This is a genomic window from Sphingomonas astragali (assembly GCF_051400615.1).
GTDB lineage: Bacteria > Pseudomonadota > Alphaproteobacteria > Sphingomonadales > Sphingomonadaceae > Sphingomonas.
In genome coordinates this window covers 994,685-1,013,312 of record NZ_JBLFFH010000001.1, presented here as the reverse complement: position 1 = coordinate 1,013,312, position 18,628 = coordinate 994,685, and the positions used below count along the sequence as shown (strand labels likewise).

At 70.2% G+C, this 18,628-nt stretch carries 17 protein-coding genes; 8 read left to right on the top strand and 9 right to left on the bottom strand.

The genetic code is table 11. The annotated features are described in order from the left end of the window. The first annotated feature begins 2 nt into the window (after window positions 1-2). Window positions 3-875 carry a 2-dehydro-3-deoxygalactonokinase gene (locus tag ACMGER_RS05130; RefSeq protein WP_436811027.1) on the top strand — a complete coding sequence of 291 codons (873 nt, stop codon included), beginning with the start codon at window positions 3-5 and terminating at the stop codon, window positions 873-875. Then, window positions 872-1,516, top strand: a complete 645-nt coding sequence (locus ACMGER_RS05125) for a 2-dehydro-3-deoxy-6-phosphogalactonate aldolase (RefSeq protein WP_436811026.1) — start codon at window positions 872-874, stop codon at window positions 1,514-1,516. The genes ACMGER_RS05130 and ACMGER_RS05125 overlap by 4 nt, the downstream gene beginning before the upstream one ends. Before the next feature lie 5 nt (window positions 1,517-1,521). Here ACMGER_RS05125 and ACMGER_RS05120 read toward each other — a convergent pair whose 3' ends face one another. From ACMGER_RS05120 to ACMGER_RS05100, 5 genes are all read right to left on the bottom strand, one after another. Next, the gene (locus ACMGER_RS05120; protein WP_436811025.1) at window positions 1,522-4,032 is read right to left on the bottom strand and encodes an ABC transporter permease; all 2,511 of its coding nucleotides are present in this window, start codon (window positions 4,030-4,032) and stop codon (window positions 1,522-1,524) included. Between the two features lie 10 nt (window positions 4,033-4,042). After that, complete coding sequence (locus ACMGER_RS05115) at window positions 4,043-6,502, bottom strand: FtsX-like permease family protein (protein WP_436811024.1); 2,460 nt, start codon at window positions 6,500-6,502, stop codon at window positions 4,043-4,045. A gap of 27 nt (window positions 6,503-6,529) precedes the next feature. Continuing rightward, window positions 6,530-7,210 (bottom strand): ABC transporter ATP-binding protein, encoded by a 681-nt coding sequence (locus tag ACMGER_RS05110; RefSeq protein WP_436811023.1) that lies wholly within the window; start codon window positions 7,208-7,210, stop codon window positions 6,530-6,532. A 14-nt stretch (window positions 7,211-7,224) separates the two neighbouring features. Then, complete coding sequence (locus ACMGER_RS05105; RefSeq protein ID WP_436811022.1) at window positions 7,225-8,541, bottom strand: efflux RND transporter periplasmic adaptor subunit; 1,317 nt, start codon at window positions 8,539-8,541, stop codon at window positions 7,225-7,227. Between the two features lie 118 nt (window positions 8,542-8,659). Further along, window positions 8,660-8,797 carry a hypothetical protein gene (locus tag ACMGER_RS05100; RefSeq protein WP_436811021.1) on the bottom strand — a complete coding sequence of 46 codons (138 nt, stop codon included), beginning with the start codon at window positions 8,795-8,797 and terminating at the stop codon, window positions 8,660-8,662. A gap of 156 nt (window positions 8,798-8,953) precedes the next feature. Between ACMGER_RS05100 and ACMGER_RS05095 the strand changes: the two genes are divergently transcribed. Continuing rightward, the gene (locus ACMGER_RS05095) at window positions 8,954-10,336 is read left to right on the top strand and encodes a sigma-54-dependent transcriptional regulator (protein ID WP_436811020.1); all 1,383 of its coding nucleotides are present in this window, start codon (window positions 8,954-8,956) and stop codon (window positions 10,334-10,336) included. Beyond that, the gene (locus ACMGER_RS05090) at window positions 10,326-11,657 is read left to right on the top strand and encodes a sensor histidine kinase (RefSeq protein ID WP_436811019.1); all 1,332 of its coding nucleotides are present in this window, start codon (window positions 10,326-10,328) and stop codon (window positions 11,655-11,657) included. Before ACMGER_RS05095 ends, ACMGER_RS05090 begins: the two co-directional genes overlap by 11 nt. Before the next feature lie 171 nt (window positions 11,658-11,828). On the opposite strand, the gene ACMGER_RS05085 is transcribed toward ACMGER_RS05090, so the two are convergent. The 3 genes from ACMGER_RS05085 to ACMGER_RS05075 all read right to left on the bottom strand — a co-directional run bounded on the left by ACMGER_RS05085 (window position 11,829) and on the right by ACMGER_RS05075 (window position 15,720). Next, window positions 11,829-13,394, bottom strand: a complete 1,566-nt coding sequence (locus ACMGER_RS05085) for an aldehyde dehydrogenase (NADP(+)) (RefSeq protein ID WP_436811018.1) — start codon at window positions 13,392-13,394, stop codon at window positions 11,829-11,831. 80 nt (window positions 13,395-13,474) lie between these two features. Beyond that, a complete protein-coding gene (locus tag ACMGER_RS05080; protein ID WP_436811017.1) occupies window positions 13,475-14,947 on the bottom strand; it encodes an ABC transporter permease/substrate-binding protein in 1,473 nt (490 codons plus the stop codon). Then, window positions 14,944-15,720, bottom strand: a complete 777-nt coding sequence (locus tag ACMGER_RS05075; RefSeq protein ID WP_436811016.1) for an ATP-binding cassette domain-containing protein — start codon at window positions 15,718-15,720, stop codon at window positions 14,944-14,946. The genes ACMGER_RS05080 and ACMGER_RS05075 overlap by 4 nt, the downstream gene beginning before the upstream one ends. Before the next feature lie 47 nt (window positions 15,721-15,767). Here ACMGER_RS05075 and ACMGER_RS05070 point away from each other — a divergent pair, with 47 nt between their 5' ends. After that, a complete protein-coding gene (locus ACMGER_RS05070) occupies window positions 15,768-16,559 on the top strand; it encodes an SDR family oxidoreductase (RefSeq protein WP_436811015.1) in 792 nt (263 codons plus the stop codon). 87 nt (window positions 16,560-16,646) lie between these two features. Here the strand turns inward: ACMGER_RS05070 and ACMGER_RS05065 are convergent, their stop codons facing one another. After that, on the bottom strand, window positions 16,647-16,970 hold the full coding sequence (locus ACMGER_RS05065) for a 4a-hydroxytetrahydrobiopterin dehydratase (RefSeq protein WP_436811675.1): 324 nt from the start codon (window positions 16,968-16,970) through the stop codon (window positions 16,647-16,649). Window positions 16,971-16,984: 14 nt separating this feature from the next. On the opposite strand from ACMGER_RS05065, the gene ACMGER_RS05060 reads away from it, so the two are divergent. The 3 genes from ACMGER_RS05060 to ACMGER_RS05050 are packed head-to-tail and all read left to right on the top strand — an operon-like array spanning window position 16,985 to window position 18,599. Then, window positions 16,985-17,386: a metallopeptidase family protein gene (locus ACMGER_RS05060; RefSeq protein WP_436811014.1), complete on the top strand. Its 402-nt coding sequence runs from the start codon at window positions 16,985-16,987 to the stop codon at window positions 17,384-17,386. Further along, on the top strand, window positions 17,383-17,967 hold the full coding sequence (gene ccmA / locus ACMGER_RS05055) for a heme ABC exporter ATP-binding protein CcmA (RefSeq protein ID WP_436811013.1): 585 nt from the start codon (window positions 17,383-17,385) through the stop codon (window positions 17,965-17,967). Before ACMGER_RS05060 ends, ccmA begins: the two co-directional genes overlap by 4 nt. Next, window positions 17,964-18,599 (top strand): heme exporter protein CcmB, encoded by a 636-nt coding sequence (locus ACMGER_RS05050; protein WP_436811012.1) that lies wholly within the window; start codon window positions 17,964-17,966, stop codon window positions 18,597-18,599. Before ccmA ends, ACMGER_RS05050 begins: the two co-directional genes overlap by 4 nt. Window positions 18,600-18,628 lie beyond the last annotated feature (29 nt).

Here is an 18,628-nt window from a genome sequence, read left to right as displayed (position 1 = left end):
CGATGAGTCTTGGCCCGCGCTTCCTCGCTGTCGACTGGGGGACGACCAACCGGCGCGTCTACCTGATCGAGAACGGGGCGGTCGCCGAGACCGAGCGCGACGACCACGGCGTCGTCGCCGTCACCGATTTCGCCGGCGAGGTGGCAGCGATCCGGGAGCGGTTCGGCGACCTGCCGATGCTGCTCGCCGGCATGGTCGGGTCCGATATCGGCTGGCAGACGGCTCCCTATGTCCCGGCGCCCGCGGGCATTGCCGCGGTCGTCGCCAACCTGCTGCGGGTCGACGATCGCACCGCGATCATTCCCGGCCTGTCTTTCGTCGACGGCGGGCGGGGCGACGTGATGCGGGGCGAGGAGGTGCAGCTCCTCGGCGCCTGCGCCGCCGGCCTGGTGCCGGCCGATGCGCTCCTCGTCCAGCCGGGCACGCATTGCAAATGGGCCGAGATGAAGGCGGGCGAGGTCGCGCGTTTCACCACCGCGATGACCGGCGAGCTGTTCGCGTTGCTGCGCGGGCACGGCCTGCTCGCGGCGCAGCTCGGCGCCGAGGTGACGCCGGGCGAAGCCTTCCTCGCCGGCGTGCGCGAGGGGGCGAAGCGGGACCTCGCCGCCTCGCTGTTCGGCATCCGCGCGGCCAGGCTGCTCGGCCTGCGCGACGATAACGACGCAGCCTCGTTCGCGAGCGGCCTCGTCATCGGCAGCGACGTCGCCGCGCGCCTTGCCGAGACAGGGCACGACCGCGCCCATGTGCTCGCCGATCCCAAGCTCGGCGGCCTCTATGTCGCCGCGATCGAAGCGCATGGCCGGGCGGCCGACCTCGTCGACAGCCATGCCGCCTTCGTCGCCGGAATCCACCAGATCGGAGCCCTGATCCCGTGAGCCATCTTCCCGCTTTCGACGCCGCCTTCGCCCGCTGTCCGCTGGTCGCCATCCTGCGCGGCGTCCGTCCCGACGAAGTCGAGGCGGTGGGCGAGGCGCTGGTCGCCGCCGGCTTCACCCTGATCGAGGTGCCGCTCAACTCGCCCGATCCGCTCGACAGCATCGCCCGGCTGGCGCGCCGCTTCGAAGGGCGGGCGGTGATCGGCGCTGGCACCGTGCTGCGGGCCGAGGACGTTGCCGCGGTACAGGGTGCGGGCGGGACGATGATCATCTCGCCCAACGCCAATCCCGCCGTGATCGCCGCGAGCGCGGCGGCCGGGCTGGCGTCGCTCCCCGGCATCGCCACGCCGACCGAAGCCTTCGCCGCGCTCGAGGCGGGCGCGACCGCGCTCAAGCTGTTCCCGGCGGAAGGGGCCTCTCCCACGGTTCTCAAGGCGATGCGCGCGGTGTTGCCCAAGGACATGCGGGTGCTCGCGGTGGGCGGCGTCGCTCCGGGCGATCTCGAGCGCTGGATGACGGCCGGCGCGGCCGGGTTCGGTCTCGGCTCCGCGCTCTACCGCCCGGGCCTGACCGCCGACGAGGTCGGCGGCCGAGCCCGCGACTTCACCGCCGCACTGGAACGCGCGCGCGCCGCCGGATAGCGCCCCTATTCGTATCGCAGCGCGTGGACCGGGTTGGTCCGCGCAACGCGCCAGGCATGGGCGGCGATCGTCGTGATCGCGATCCCGAGCGCCAGCGTACCCGCGACCAGGAACGGCAGCGGGCTCAGGCTGATGCGGCTCTCGAACCCGTTCAGCCAGTCGCGCATCGCCCACCAGGCGACCGGCCAGGCGATCAGGTTGGCGATCAGCACCGGCCGGCTGAACTGCCACACCAGCAGCCGCACGATGTCCTGCGTCCGCGCGCCCAGCACCTTGCGGATGCCGATCTCCTTGGTGCGCCGCTCGGCGGTGAAGGCGGCGAGCCCGAACAGACCCAGGCAGCCGATCACTACCGCCAGGATGGCGAACATGCCGAACAGCTGCGCGCGCTGCTCGTCGCCATTGTAGAGGTCATGGACAATGTCCTCCGCATGGCGCGCCTCGAACGGCACGTCGGGCGCGAGCCGCTTCCAGATCGCCTCGACGCGCGCGCGGATCACGTCGGGCGCCACGCCCTGATAGCGGATGAGCAGGTTGTTGTAGCCGACGGTCTGATAATAATAGAGGATCGGCTGCAGCGGCTCGCGCACGGTGCGGTAGCGCACGTCGCTGACCACGCCGACCACCGTCGCCGGCAGCCAGCCGTATTTCGCGGTGTCGGTGAGCCCGGTCTGGATCGGCTGGCCGATCGCGGCCTGAGCGCTGGCGAAGCCGAGGCGCTTCGCCGCCGATTCGGACAGCAGCACGTTGACGCCGCGCGCCACCAGGGCGCGCTCGGCCGCGTCGTCGGGCGGTGACGGCGTGGTCGCATCGTCCATCGGATTGGCCTCGGAGAAGTTGCGCCCGGCGATCAGCTTCATGCCGAGCGCGTCGATCACGCCGGGATCCATGCCGTAGAAGCCGATGTCGCTCTCGTTGGCGGCGCCCGGACGCTTCGCGCTGGTCATCGAATTGTTGCCGGTGGCGACGCCGATCGTCGAACGGCCCACCGCGGTCACGCCCGGGATGCCGCGGACCTCCTGCACCAGCGTCTTCTGGATGCGTTCGATCTTGGGCGTGCTGAGGCGCCGCACCTGGAGCAGCCCCTCGCGCGTGTAGCCCTGGTCGGCCGAGCGCGCGTACATCGTCTGCGCATAGATGACGGAGGTGCAGACGATCAGCCCGATCGACACCGCGAACTGCCCGATCACCAGGATCGATCGCAGCCGCCCGCTCCCCTCGGCATCCGCCGCCGACTTGTTCGCCTTGAGCACGCGCGCCGGCTGGAACCGCGACAGGTAGAAGGCGGGATAAAGTCCCCCGGCCAGTCCCACCACGACGATCAGGCCGAGGATCGGCAGCAACATGCCGTCGCTGCCGAAATAGCGCACGCTCATGTCGATATCGAGAAAGCCATTGAGCGCAGGCGTCGCGAGCTCGACCAGCGCGAGCGCGATCAACATCGCGATCGCGGCCACGAGCACCGATTCCCCGACGAACTGGGTGATGAGCTGCCGCCGGGTCGCCCCCAGCACCTTGCGCAGCGCGACCTCGCGGGCTCGCTGGCTGGCGCGCGCGGTGGCGAGGTTGGTGAAGTTGACGCAGGCGATGCCCAGGATGAGCAGCGCGATGACGATGAAGCTGATCATCGTCGCCTTGTCGCCGGTGGACCGCTGCGCGCCGACCTGAGCCTCGCCGAGGTGGATGTCGCGGAGCTTGGTGAGCCGCCAATCCTGGACGTCGCCCTGGTTGGTGCGCTTGCCGTCGGTGATGTCGTCGGGGATGTTGCGCTTCTCCCAGGCTGGGAACTGCGCCTCGATCGACCTGGGATCGACGCCGGGCTTCAGCTTCGCGTAGATGAAGCCGTTCTGATTGCCCCAGCCGGTGATGGTCCCCGGCGACTTCACGAAATAGGTGTCGGGATCGAAACGCGCCACCAGGTCCATCGGCACGGTCGTGTTCTTGGGCAGATCCTTGAACACACCCGTCACGCGATAGTCCGCCTCCATATCGCCGCTGTTCAGCGTCAGCGTCTGGCCAACCGGGTTGGCCGTGCCGAAGCGCTTGGTCGCCTCGGTCTCGCTCAGCACCACCGCATGGGGATCGTCCAGCACATGCGCCGGATCGCCGCGGACGAAGGGCACCTGCAGGATGTCGAAGATCGGTCCGTCGACCAGCAGCGCATTCTCGGGCCGGGTCGCCTGGCCGTCCTGGATCACCGTGACCGGCGGGGTCGTGACGTAGACCACCTGCTCGAACTGCGGGAAATCCTTCTTGAGCGCGCGGCCGGCGGCGATGCTCGTCACCTGGAGCTTCATCTCCTCGCCGCCGGTCTCGGTCGCCTTGTAGAAGTCCTGGAACTGGAAGGAGCGGTCGGCATCCTTCATCCACGCGTTGTAGCTGAACTCGTAGCGCACGAAGTTAAGGATCAGCAGACACGCGGCGATGCCGAGCGACAGCCCGAAGACGTTGATGAAGGCATAGGTCCTGTTCTTCGCGAGCGACCTGAGGCCGACGATCACATAATTGCGCCACATGGGGATTGTCCTACTCGTAGCGAAGGGCGTGGATGGGGTTCATGCGCGCGACGCGCAGCGCGTGGCCGGCGACGGTCGCCAGCGCGATGGCGAGCGCCAGCAGGCCGGCGAGCGCGAACGGCCCCGGCCCCAGCGCGATGCGCGCGTCAAAGCCGTTGAGCCAGTCACGCATCGCCCACCAGGCGGCGGGCCAGGCGATCAGGTTGGCGAGCACCACCGGTTTGGAGAATTGCCAGACGAGCAGCCGGACGATGTCGCGCACCGTGGCGCCGACCACCTTGCGGATGCCGATCTCCTTGGTGCGCCGCTCGGTCGCGAAGGCGGCGAGGCTGTAGAGGCCGAGGCAGGCGATCACCACCGCCAGGCCCGAGAAGCCGGCGAACAGTGCGCCGCGGGCACGTTCGGCGGCGTAGAGCTCGCGGACGATGTCCTCGGCGAAGCGGGCCTCGAACGGGATCTCGGGCTCGAACTTGCGCCAGACCTTGTTGAGGCCCGCCATCACCTCGCCCGGCCGGGCGCCGGCGTAGCGGACCAGCACCTGGCTGGTATGCTCGGGATCATAGACGTAGACGATCGGGTCGACCGCATCGCGCGCGGTGCGGAACCGCGTGTCCTCGACCACGCCCACGATCGTCGAAGGAACCATCGGGAAGGCGAAGAACGCGATCTCGAAGGTCTGTCCGACGACGGCCTCGGGCGTCCGATAGCCGAGCTTGGCCGCGGCGGAGCGGTTGACCACGACGTTGACGCCGCGCGCGACGAGATCGGCAGGGGTCGCGCCGGCGATCCGGTCGGCGGCGAAGCGGTCGCCGAGCAGGCGGCCGGCGAGCCGCCCGATACCCATCGTGCGGAGGAAGTCCGCGTCGACGCTGTAGAATCCCATCGTGACCCATGGTGCCCCGACGCTCCCGCGCATCAGCCGGACCGGGGTTTCGGGGGCGCCCAGCTCCAGGCCGGCGCGGCCGACGCCGGTGACGCCGGGAATCGCGAGCATCAGGGGACGCGCCGCTTCATATTCTGCGCCCTGGGTGAAGCGCCAGGCGTTGGTGATCTGGATCAGCCCGTCGCGGCGGTAGCCGGGATCGACCCGCTCGATGAAGCGCGTCTGCGAATAGATCACCGCGGTGCTCGCGATCAGCCCGATCGCGACCGCGAACTGGACGACGACGAGCGCGGCACGCAGCCGGCCGCTCCCCGTCGTCTCGGCCGCGGCCCGTCCGGTCCGCAGCACCTGCGCCGGCCGGAACCGGCTGAGGTACAGCGCCGGATAGAGGCCGCCCGCCAGCCCCGCGAAGGCGAACAGCCCGAGCGCGGGCAGCAGCATCCCGCGCTCGCCGAGATAGGCGATGCGCATGTCGGCTCCCATCAGATGGCCGATCCATGGCGTCGTCAGCTCGGCGATGGTGAGCGCGATCAGCATCGCCGCGGCGGCGATCAGCAGGCTTTCGCCGAGGAACTGAACGATCAGCTGGCGACGGGTCGCGCCGAGCACCTTGCGCAGCGCCACCTCGCGCGCCCGCTGCGTCGCCCGCGCGGTGGTCAGGTTGACGAAGTTCATCACCGCCATGCCGAGCGTCAGCAGCGCGACGATCGCGAAGGTGGCGAGCGCGCGCGGATCGCCCCCGGGGGTGAGCGCCCCCTCCTGCGCCCGGCCGAGATGGACGTCGCCGAGCGGCACCAGACGGAAGTGGAACGCGTCGCCGATCGCCATCGGCTTGCCCTCGAACATCGCGGGTGGCCAGGCGCGCTTCTTCCAGGCGAGAATCGCGGCGTTCACCGCGGCAGCATCGGCGCCGGGGCGCAGCTTGACGTAATGCTGCAGGTCGACACTGCCCCAGCCGCGGCTCTCGGGCGGCACCTGGTTGATGTCGCGACGGAAGATGATGCCCAGCCGCAGACTGGTGTTCTTCGGCAGGTCGCGCAGCACGCCGGTGACCCGATGGTCGCGCTTGCCGCCCCCGGCGCCGAGACTGAGTCGCTTGCCCAGCGCATCGGCGGTGCCGAACTGGCGGATCGCCTCGCTCTCGGTCAGCACGATCGAGTTGGTGTCGGGAAACGCGGTGGCGGCCGAGCCCTGGACGAAGGGCAGCGCGAAGACCTTGAAGAACTCGGGATCGACGGTGGTGGCGTCGATGAACATCGGCTGGCCGTCGTGCTCGGTGACGGTCTTGCCCACGGCAAGCGAGGTCACCGCCTCGACCTGCGAGAAGCCGGCGAGCCCTTCATAGAACGGAAACGGGGACGCTTGGGAATGGACCTCCGCCGCGTTGGGCGGACGGACCGTCGTCTGGACCTGGTAGAGCCGGTCGGCGTCGCGCAGCCAGCTGTCATAGCTCCGTTCGTAATTGACATAGGCGAGGATCAGCAGCGACCCGGCCAGCCCGAGCGCGAGCCCGCCGATGTTGATCGCGGCATAGGCCGGGCTGCGGGTCAAAGTGCGGAGCGCCACGGTCAGATAGTTGCGCCACATCGATCCTCTCCCCTGTTTCCCCGCCCATCAGGCGGCGCGGCGCTGTTCCTGGAGGATGCGGCCGTCGAGCATGTTGATGACGCGGCTGGCGTAATCGGCGTGCGCCGGCGAGTGCGTCACCATCACGATGGTCGAGCCTTCGGCATTGAGGCCCTGCAGCATCCGCATCACCTCCTCCCCGTGGTGCGTGTCGAGGTTGCCGGTCGGCTCGTCGGCGAGGATCAGCTTGGGCTCGGCGACCAGCGCACGGGCGACGGCGACGCGCTGCTGCTGCCCGCCGGAGAGCTGGCTCGGGCGGTGGCGCGCGCGATGGGCGATGCCGACGCGGTCCATCACCTGCTCGACGCGGCGCTTGCGCTCGGCCGCCGGCACGTCGTGGTAGAGCAGCGCGAGCTCGACATTCTCGCGCACCGACAGCTCGTCGACCAGGTTGAAGCTCTGGAAGATAAAGCCGATGTTCCGCTTGCGCACGTCGGCGAGCTTGGCTTCGCTCAGCCCCGCAACCTCCTGGCCCGCGAAGACGTAGGAGCCGCTCGACGGGCTGTCGAGCAGCCCTATCAGGTTGAGCAAGGTCGACTTGCCGCAGCCCGACGGGCCCATCACCGCGACGAACTCGCCCGCGGCAATGTCGAGGTCGATGCGGTCGAGCGCGGTCGTCTCGACGGTGTCGGTGCGGTAGGTCCGCGAGAGTTCGCGCATACTGAGCATCGATGGTCCTTTCGTCACTGGCTGAGGTCCAGCCGGTCCTTGTCGGTGAGGCCGGTGTAGGGGGAAGTGAGGATGCGCTCGCCCGGCTGGAGCCCGTCGAGCACCTCGATCGTCTCCGCATTGCGGCGGCCGAGGCGGACCTGACGCTTGATCGCCGAGCGGCCGTCTGGAGCGACCACGAACACCCAGTTGCCGCCGGTGTCGTTATAGAAGCTGCCATTGGGCACCAGCACCGCGGGTGCCGGGTCGCCGAGCGTCAGGCGCGCCTGCAGCGTCTGGCCGCGCTGGATGTTGGCGGGCTCGGGCCCAACGAACTGCAGGTCGATCTGGAACTGTCCGTTCTGGACCTGCGGATAGATCTTGGTGACGCGTGCCGGATACTGGCGGCTGCCGGCATCGATCGTCGCGCGCTGGCCGAGCTGGACGCGGCCGAGGTAGAATTCCTCGACGCCGGCCATCAGCTTGTTGCGCCCCGGGCTGTCGATCTGGCCGATCCGCTCGCCGCGCTGCATCGACTGGCCGACCTGGATGTCGAAGCCGGAGAGCTGCCCCGCGACCGGGGCGCGCAGGTTGAGCGATTCGAGGTTGGCGCGGGCGAGCGCCAGCCCTGACTGCATCGATTGCGCCGCCGCCTGCTGCTGGGCGAGCTGGCCGACCTGGAGCCGCTCGTCGGTCGCCTGGCTCCGCTTCAGCACCGCTATGCGGCGGCGCTGATAGTCATAGGTGTCGCGCGTGTCGGCGAACTGCTTGCCCGGCACGAAGCCGCGCGCGGCGAGCGGCGCCTCGCGCTCATACTGGCGCTTGGCCTTGGCGGCGTCGAGCTCGGCCTCGAGCACCGCGCGCTCGTTGGCGAGGCGGGTCTGGGCGAGCGCCAGCTCCTGGCTGCGCATGTTGTTGATCTGCTGCTCGACCTCGGTCTGGCGGGCGAGGGTGGAGAGCTGCAGCTCGGCGTTGGAGAGCACGGCGATCATCTGGCCCTTGGCGAGCGTGGCGCCATCCTCGACCAGCAGCTTCTCGACACGGCCGCCCTCGACCGCGTCGAGATAGACCGTCAGCAGCGGGGTCACGCGAGCGCGGAGCGGAATGAAATCCTCGAAGGTGCCGCGCGTCACCGGCGAGATCGTCACGCGATCGGCGGCAAGCGTTTGGCTGCTCGACGTCGGAGCGAACCACCAGAACAGCAGGATCGCGCTCGCCAGCGCCACCACGCCGGCGGCGATCTTGATGCGCGGCGAGAGTCCCTTGCGCTCGACGACACGGTCCATGCCGCTGCCCGAGACCGGCGCTTCGCTCTTCTCGTTCTTCATCCGCACGACGCTCATGGCGGTCATTCAAGCAATCCCCGTGCCAGCGCAAATCACAAGGCGATACCGATCGTGCGTCGGGAAAAGTGTCCGCATCCGGACAGTCGCTGTCCGGGTGCGGACACTGGCCGGCGCATCCGCACGGTCATGCGGCGATGCTCGGAACCGCGAGCGCGGCGGCCTGGACCTTGGCCGGCAGCGGCGCCGACGAAGCGAGGGTGAGCGCGGCGGTGGCGACGAAAGCGCCGAGCACACTCAGCAGGCGAAAGGTCGAAAGGGTCATGATGCTTCTCCTTGTGATCGGCACGATGCCGACGGGAAGGGACAGAGCATCGAGCGTGCCAATCGCGGATTTCCGCCATTTCTGCTGCTCAGGGCGTAATTGGCACGCGAATTGATTGTCCGATATCGCACGGTTTCTGTACGAGAGCGGACGATCATGGCCACCGAATTCGATTGCTGCGTCATCGTCGACGACGACGAGGACATCCTGGTCGCGGCGCGATTGCTGCTGCGCCGGCTCTTCGCGGAGGTCGTGACCGCGCGCAGCCCGGACGAGGCGCTGCCGGCGATCGCTGCCAAATCGCCCGACATCGTGCTGCTCGATGCCAATTTTGCGCGCGGGGCGACCGATTCGAAGGAAGGACTGGCCTGGCTCGACCGGCTGCTCGCGCTCGATCCGGAGATAGTGGTGGTGATGATCACCGCGCACGCCGGCGTGCAGGTCGCGGTCGAGGCAATGAAGCGCGGCGCGACCGATTTCGTGTCCAAGCCGTGGAGCAACGAACGTCTCCTCGCCACCGCGCGCACCGCTGCGTCACTCAGGCGCTCGCGCCGGGCAGTGGCGACCGAGAAGGCGCGCGTGGCGGCGATCGCCGAACCGCCGAAGGGCACCGAGACGCCGCTGCTTGGTCGCTCCCCGGATATGGCGCGGGTCGCCTCGCTGATCGCACGCGCGGCGCCGACCGATGCCAACGTCCTGATCCTCGGCGAGAACGGCACCGGCAAGGAGCTGGCGGCGCGCGAGCTGCACCGCCAGTCGCTTCGCGCCGGCAAGGTGATGCTGACCGTCGATCTCGGCGCGCTCAGCGAGGACCTGATCGACAGCGAGCTGTTCGGTCATGTGAAGGGCGCCTTCACCGACGCCAAGAGCGATCGCGTCGGCCGCATCCAGGCGGCGGACGGCGGCACCCTGTTCCTCGACGAGATCGGCAACCTGCCGCTCCGGCTCCAGCCGAAATTGCTGACCGTGCTCGAACAGCGCCAGGTGACGCCGGTCGGCGCCAACAAACCGATCCCGGTCGACATCCGTGTGATCGCCGCGACCAACGCCTCGCCCGCGACGTTGCGCGACGAGCGGCACTTCCGGCCGGACCTCCTGTTTCGCCTCAACACCGTGGAGATCGAGCTGCCGCCGCTGCGAGCGCGGCGCGAGGACATTCCCGAGCTGGTCGATCATTATCTCGCGCACTACGCCCGGCGCTACAATCGGCCGGTGCCTCGGCTCAGCGACGCGGCACGCAGTGCGCTGGCCGCCCACGACTGGCCGGGCAACGTCCGCGCGCTCCGGCACGCGATCGAGCGCGCGGTGATCCTGGCCGGCGACGGGCCGCTCGAGCCGCAGGATTTTCCGCTGGGACCGGTTCCGAGCACGCCGGTGGTCGCTCCGCCGCCGCCCGACGACTTCAACCTCGACCGCGTCGAGAAACGGCTCTGCGAGGAAGCGCTGCGCAAGCACGGCTACAACATCTCGCTCGCCGCGGCCGAGCTCGGGCTCTCGCGTGCCGCGCTCTATCGGCGGATGGAGAAGCATGGGCTTTAGCCGCCGCTTCACCACCGGCCTCGCGGCCTGGGTCGCCGTGCTGTTCGTCGCGCTGCTCGCCTTCATCGCGACGATCGCGACCGAGGGGCTCGGCGCTGCCCGGATCGTCGCCGGCATCCTCGTGATCCTCGCCGCCTGGGCGCTGTGGAACCATGTCTCGCGCACCAACATCGCGGTGGCGCGCTTCCTGGAAGCGCTGCGCTTCGGCGATTTCGGCACCCGGTTCGAGCGGCGGGCCGATTCCGGCTTCGAGGAGCTTGGCCAGGCCTTCGACAATGCGCTCGCCGTGCTCCGCGCCGATCGCGACATGGCGGCCGACGAGCTGCGCTTCCGCGAGGCGCTGGTCGACGACATGCCGATCGCGCTGCTCACGGTCGACGAGGAGGGGCGGGTGGCGCCGGGCAACAAGGCGGCGCGGTCGCTGTTCCGCCACGTCCATGGCGCGCGTGCCGAGGATTATGCGGGCTATGGCGGCACGTTCGCCAAGCGGCTCGGCGACGATGGCGCCGCACGCGAGGAAGTGCTGCTGCTGAATCTCGACGGGCGTCCGCAACGCGCGCTGGTGCGCTCGGCGGTGCTGGAGCGGCTCGGCGCCCGCGTCCGCGCGGTGACGGTGCAGCCGATCCAGGGCACGCTCGACGCGGTCGAGATGGCGGCGCAGACCGACATCGTCCGCGTGCTCACCCACGAGATTCTCAACTCGCTGACCCCGGTGACCTCGCTCGCCTCGACCGCTGCGGCGCTGCTCGATGGCCAGCCGCCTGCCGCCACGGCCGAGCTGGCCGATGCGCGCATGGCGGTGACGACGCTCGCCCGGCGGGCGGAGGGGCTGCAGCATTTCGTCGAGAGCTATCGCGCGATCGCGCGTCCCCCGATAATCGAACGGACGAGTTTTGCTGTCACGCCTTGGGCGGAGGAGCTCGCCCGGCTGTTCGCCGCCGACTGGTCGGCGGTGCCGCTGGCGCTGTCGGTGACGCCGTCCGCACTCCAGCTCGACGCGGATCGAAACATGCTCGCGCAAGTACTGATCAACCTCCTGCGCAACGCCGCCGAGGCCGCGTCGAGCAGCCGCGACGATCCGTCGGTGGCGCTCCGCATCTTCACCGAGCGCGAGGGCCGCGTCGGCATCGAGGTCGAGGACAACGGCCCCGGCGTGCCGGACGGGCTCAAGGGCGACATCTTCCTGCCCTTCTTCACCACGCGCAAGACCGGCACCGGCGTCGGCCTCAACCTCGCCCGCCAGATCGTGATCGCGCATGGCGGCACGATCGACATCGCCGATGCGCCGCAGGGCGGTGCGCTGTTCCGGATCATGCTATAGTGCCAAGCCCCTCTCCCATAATGGGGAGGGGCTTTGGGTATGATCAAGTCTCTCCGCCTCAACCGAGATGCCGGAGGTGGCGGCCGCCCGTTTCCGGGTCGAACCCCGCGACCAGCGCCAGCGCCGCCGGCACCATCAGCGCGAGCGCGGCGGACACGCGCGCGATGCCCGTTATTCGGGTTCGCCGTCGATGGTGCGCGGCAGGCCGAGCGGATTGGCGTGCTGGACCGGCGCCGGCAGCAGCACGTCGGGGATGTCCTGATAGCAGACCGGCCGAAGGAAGCGCTCGATGGCGGCGGTGCCGACCGAGGTCGAGCGCGGATCGGACGTCGCCGGAAACGGCCCGCCGTGGACCATCGCGTAGGACACCTCGACCCCGGTCGGCCAGCCGTTGGCGAGGAGGCGGCCGGCCTTGCGCTCGAGCAGCGGGATCAGCGGCCGGGCGAGCTCGGCATCAGCCTCGTCGAGGTGGAGCGTCGCGGTGAGCTGGCCCTCCATCGCCGTCAGCACTTGGACGATCTCATCGAGATTGTCGGCGCGCACGATGATCGAGGCGGCGCCGAACACCTCGTGCGCCAGCTCGGGATTGGCGATGAAGTTGGCCGCGGTGGTGGCGAACAGCGCCGCGCGGCCGCGGTTGCAGCCGGTGCCTTCGGCGCCGCGCGCCAGCGTCTCGACCGCGCCGTGGCCGGCGATCTCGGTGACACCGCGGTCGTAGTTGGCATGGATGCCGCGCGTCAGCATCACCTGCGGCTGCGCCTCGGCCAGCGCCGCGGCGGCGGTGGTGGCGAAACGGTCGAGGTCGGGCCCGGCGAGCGCGAGCACGATGCCGGGGTTCGTACAGAACTGCCCCGATCCCAATGTCAGCGACCCGATATAGGCCTTGCCCAGCGCCTCGGCGCGTGCGGCGAGCGCGCCGGGGAACAGCAGCACCGGATTGACGCTCGACATCTCGGCATAGACCGGGATCGGCTCGGGCCGGCCGTTGGCGATATTGACCAGCGCCAGGCCGCCTGCGCGTGAGCCGGTGAAGCCCACCGCCTTGATCCGGGGGTCGGCGACCAGCGCAGCGCCGAGCTCGTTCGCCGGGCCTTGCACCAGCGAGAACACGCCTTCGGGCAATCCGCTGGCGGCGACGGCGTCGCGGATCGCACGTCCGACCAGCGCCGACGTGCCGGGATGCGCCGGATGTCCTTTCACCACCACCGGGCAGCCGGCGGCGAGCGCGGAGGCGGTGTCGCCGCCGGCGACGGAGAAGGCCAGGGGGAAGTTGGACGCGCCGAACACGGCGACCGGGCCGATGGCGATGCGGCGCTGCCGCAGGTCCGGGCGGGGCAGCGGCTGGCGATCGGGCAGGGCGGAGTCGATGGTGACCGCTGCCCAGCGGCCCTGGCGGAGCACCCGCGCGAACAGGCGGAGCTGGCCCGCTGTGCGGCCGCGCTCGCCTTCGAGGCGAGGGCGGGGCAGGCCGCTTTCCTGCATCGCGCGGACGATCAACTCGTCGCCGATCGCTTCGATATTGGCCGCGATCGCCTCCAGGAGGGCGGCGCGCGCCTCGGGCGCGGTCTCGCGATAGGTGTCGAAGGCCGCGTCGGCGAGCCGGCACGCCTCGGCGACATGGTCGACGGTGGCGACCGAAAAGGGCGGCTCCAGCGCTTCGTTGGTGGCGGGATCGAAGCCGGTGAAGGTCTCCTCGGTCGTGACCGCGCGCGCGCCGATCAGGAAGCTGCCGTCCATCGTGAACTCCTCGGGTGTTGGCTGTGCCCGGCGCAGATAGCGATACCAGCGGCGAAGGTCATCGCCTCCCGCATGGAAAATTATCGCTCCAGCCCGATTCTGCGTTCCAGCCACGCCGCCGCCTCATCCGGCGAGCGCTTGTCGGTGTCGCGGTCGACCATATAGTTGGCCTCGCGCATCGCCTCGACCGGCACCCGGTCGACCAGCGGACGGAGCGCGGCGAGGAACGCCTCGTCCTTCGCCCGCCGCGGCGACACCAGCATGATGGCATCATAGCCCGGGATCGCGCCCTTGGGGTCGGTCAGCACGGCGAGCCTGTCGGCAGCAATGCGCCCGTCGGACGAGAAGGCGGGAATGACGTCGGCGGCGCCGCTCTCCAGCGCGCGGTACATGAAGGTCGGCTGATAGGGGCGCGCCGACCTGAAGCGCAGGCCATAGGCGTCGCGCACCGCCCGCCACTCGGGCCGTTCGAGGAACTCGATGTCGGTGGCGAGGTCGAGCCGTGGCGCGACCGGCGCGAGGTCGGCGATGCTGCGGATGCGCCGCCGCGCGGCATCGTCCCCGCGCATCGCGAAGGCATAGGCGTTCTCGAAGCCGAGCGTCCCCGCCAGCCCCACGCCATGCGTCTCCGTCGCCCACGCGCGCACACCGGCGACGATTGCCGCGCGCGGCGGCACGTCGGTGCGCTTCATCTCGTTGGTCCAGATCGTGCCCGAATAGTCGACATAGACGTCGATGTCGCCCGCCGCGGTCGCCGCGAAGGCGACCACCGACCCCAGCCCTTCGCGATATTCGACGCGGTAGCCCTTGGCGCCGACCACGACGGTGCCGCGCGTGCCGGCGAAGCGCGGCGCCAGCGCCACCGCCAGCCCGAGCGCGAGCAGCGCCAGCGCGCCGATCCACATCCAGCGCCGCCGCCTCGCGATCCCGCGCTCGGCGAGCCCGAGCAGCGCGTCGATGCCGAGCGCCAGCCCCGCGGCGGCGGCGCAGCCGGCCAGCACCAGCGCCCAGTTCTGCGTCTGCAGCCCGGCGAAGATCAGGTCGCCGAGGCTCGGCTGGCCGACAGTGGTGGACAGCGTCGCTGCGCCGATCGTCCACACCGCGGCGGTGCGGATGCCCGCCATCAGCACCGGCGCGACCAGCGGTGCCTCCACCAGTCGCAGTTTCTGCCAGCGCGTCATGCCGACGCCATCGGCCGCCTCCAGCACCGCCGGATCGAGGTTGGCGAGGCCGGTCACGCCGTTCCTCAGGATCGGCAGCAGCGCGTAGAGCGCGAGCGCGAGCAGCGAGGGCAGGAATCCGAGTGCCGGCACCCCGCCGCCGACCAGCGCCGACACCCACAAAAGGATCGGATAGAACAGCGCGAGCAGCGCCAGCGACGGGATCGTCTGGACGAGGCTCGCGAAACCGAGCGCCGCCCGCGCCGCCAGCGGACTGCGCGCCGACAGCACCGTCAGCGGGAGCGCCAGCACCAGCCCGAGCAGCAGCGCGGCGGCGGCGAGCAGCACATGACTGCCGAGCAGATCGGGCACGCGCGCCCAGACGCCGCTCACCTGCCCGACTCCAATGCGGCGAGCCGATGCGTCTGCTCGCGCGGCACCGCTACCAGAGCCGCCGCCTCCGGTCCGCCCGCGCCGGCGAGCAATGCCGCGGGCGTCTCGTCGGCGATGAGGCGGCCCCGCGCCATCACCAGCACCCGGTCGGCAGTAAGCAACGCCTCCGTCATGTCGTGCGTCACCATCAGCGTGGTGAGTCCGAGCCGTTCGTGCAGCGCGCGGATCGAGCGCCCAAGCGCGTCGCGCGTCACCGGGTCGAGCGCACCGAACGGCTCGTCCATCAGCATCAGGCGCGGCTCCGTCGCCAGCGCCCGCGCGACGCCGACGCGCTGCCGCTGCCCGCCGGATAGCGCGTCCGGCATCCTTACGGCGAGATCGGGCGCCAGCTCGACGAGCTCCAGAAGCTCGCTGACCCGCCGGTCCGACTTGTGGCCGGCGATCCTGAGGCCGATCGCGATATTCTCCCCCACCGTCATGTGCGGGAACAGGCCGACGTTCTGGAAGACATAGCCGATCCGCCGCCTCAGCAGGTGCGGCGGCTCTTCGCCCACGTCGGCGCCGTCGATCGTCACGCAGCCACCGGTCGGCTCGACCAGCCGGTTGATCGTCTTGAGCAGCGTCGACTTGCCCGAGCCCGACTGTCCGACCAGCGCGACGAAGCTGCCGCCGGCGATCTCCAGCCCCACCTCGTCGACCGCGCGCACGCCGCCGGGATAGGTCACCGCCACGCGATCGAAGCCGATGCTCGGGCCGAGGCTGGGGGCTGGCATGTCCGCCATTTCTGCGCGACGGTGGCAGCAAAGGAAAGGGAGGAGACATGCAGAAGGCGATCTTCATCACCGGCGGCGGATCGGGCATCGGGCGCGCGATCGCGCGGCGCTTCGCGCGCGCGGGCTGGCGGGTCGGGCTCGCCGACGTGAACGAGAGCGGGCTCGCGGCGTCCGCAGCGCTGCTCCCGAACGGCGCGGACACCTATGTCATGGACGTGCGCGACCGCGACGCGTGGCGCAAAAGCCTCGACGACTTTACCGGCAAGAGCGGCGGCCGGCTCGACGTGCTCGCCAACAACGCCGGCATCGCACTCGGCGGGCCCTTCGCCGCGGCCGACTTCGCCGAGATCGACCGCACCGTCGCGATCAACTTGATGGGCGTGATCAACGGCGCGCGGATCGGTCACGCCTATCTCAACGCGACGCCCGGCTCATGCCTGCTCAACACCGCCTCGGCCTCGGCGATCTACGGTTCGGCGGGACTCGCGACCTATTCGGCGACCAAGTTCGCCGTGCGCGCGCTGACCGAGGCGCTCGACGGGGAATGGCACGCCGACGGCATCAAGGTGCGCGGCCTCGTACCCGGCTTCATCGACACGCCGCTGCTCGATCCGGCGGCGGCCGGTTCCAACCGCTCGATCCGCGAGACGGTGGTCGCGGCCGGGCTGGAGCTCAGCACGCCGGATCAGGTCGCCGACACGGCCTGGAATGCGGTGCACGGCGAGGCGGTGTTCGCCTATGTCGGCCGGACCGCCCACCGCCTGCGCTTCGCCGCGCGCTGGATGCCGGGGCGCCTCCGCAAGATGATGCGGCGGGGAACGGTGGCGCGGGCGGAATAGCATCACCTGCTCCTGCGAAGGCAGGAGCCCTGGGTTCAGACCTGTCGCGTGCGGCCAAGGCTCCTGCCTTCGCAGGAGCACGGGATCTCAATCCACGATCGCGTCGATCGCCGTCGCGAGATCGATGTCGCGCGCCGACAGCCCGCCGGCATCGTGCGTCGTCAACAGGATATCCACACGGTTGTATACATTGGCCCATTCGGGATGATGGTCCGCCTTTTCCGCCATCAGCGCGACCTGGGTCATGAACGCGAAGGCCTCGGCGAAATCGTCGAAGGTGAAACGGCGGCGGATCGCGTCGCGCTCGTCGTCGTAATCCCAGTCGGGCAGGCCATCGAGCGCCTCGGCGCGTTCGGCTTCGCTCAGCGGCTCGATCATAACCTCTCCTTGGCCTTGGGGCGCGCGAACGATTATGGACTCTCGCCATGAGCCCGCAAGACCGCTTCGCGCCCGACACCGCCGAGATCGAACGGCTCGCCCGCGCGAGCCTGGCGCGGATTCCGGCGCCCTTCGCCGGGCATCTCGCCGACGTCGTGCTGATCGTCGAGGATTTCGCCGATGACGAGACTCTCGACGCGATGGGCATCGAGGATCCATTCGAGCTCACCGGCCTCTACCACGGCCGCCCGATCGGCGAGAAATCGGCGTTCGATACGGGCGCGATGCCCGACCGCATCCATCTCTACCGCCGCCCTATATTGGAAGAGTGGATCGAGACCGGCGTCGGGCTCGATCGGCTGGTGCACCATATCGTCGTGCATGAGGTGGGGCACCACTTCGGCCTGTCGGACGACGACATGCACGCCCTCGAGGATTCGGCGGATTGAGCGCGTCGCTCGCGTTCGAAAGCGTGACCGGCGTCCGCAGCGGTCGAACATTGTTCGACGGCCTGTCCTTCGCGCTCCGATCCGGCGACGCGGCACTCGTCACCGGCCCCAACGGCGTCGGCAAGTCGAGCCTGATCCGGATCGCGGCCGGCTTGCTGTCGCCCGTCGCGGGACATGTGATGGGAGAGGGTAGCCGCACGTTGATGGCGGAGACGGCGGCGCTCGACGGCGACCGGCCACTCGCCGAGGCGCTGCGCTTCTGGGCGGCGCTCGACGGGCAGGCGGACCCGCGCCGACGGGCCGGCGATGCGCTCCACGACACCGGCCTGGCCGCGCTCGCCGCGGTTCCGGTGCGGCTGCTCTCGACCGGCCAACGCCGCCGCGCCGCCTTCGCCCGCGTGGTCGCGAGCCGGGCACCGGTGTGGCTGCTCGACGAGCCTGCCAACGGGCTCGACCAAGCGTCGCTGGCGACGCTGGAGCGGCTGATCGCGCGTCATCGCGGCGAGGGCGGCATTGCGGTGGTGGCGACGCATCTTCCGGTCGTCCTTCCCGGAGCCGCCACGATCGAGCTGATGCCATGATCGCGATCATCGCCCGGGAGGTGCGGCGCGGCTATGCCGGCGGAGGCACCACGCTGGTCGTAGCGTTCTTCCTGCTCGTGACCGTCCTGTTCCCCTTCGCGGTCGGCCCCGACGGCGCGCTGCTCGCCCGGATCGGCGGAGGCGTGATCTGGACGGCCGCGCTGCTCGCCGCGTTGCTGCCGGTCGAGCGGCTGATCGGCCCCGACCTCGACCAGGGCGTGTTCGACCAGTTCGCGGTGCGCGGGCTGTCGATGGCAGGCGTCGCCGCCGCCAAGCTCGCCGGCCACTGGCTCGGCTTCGCGCCGCCGCTGATGCTGGCGGCGGTGATCGCGGCCGGGCTGCTCGGCCTGCCGGGCGAGCTGTTGCTCAGGGTCGAGATCGGCCTGCTGATCGGCACCCCCGGCCTTGCCGCGCTCGGTGTCGCCACCGGCGCGCTGGTGGCAGGCCTGCGCGGCGCCGGCGCGCTTGCCGGACTGGTGATGCTGCCGCTGGCGGTGCCGCTGCTGATCTTCGGTACCGGCTCGCTCGAAGGCGGCGCTGGCGCGCTCAAGCTGCTCGCGGCGGTGAGCCTATTGCTGGTCGCGGGTGCGCCGTTCGTGGCGGGCGCGGCGATACGGACGGGGCAAAGCTGAGCGAGTACCTCTGTGCTCCTGCGAAGGCA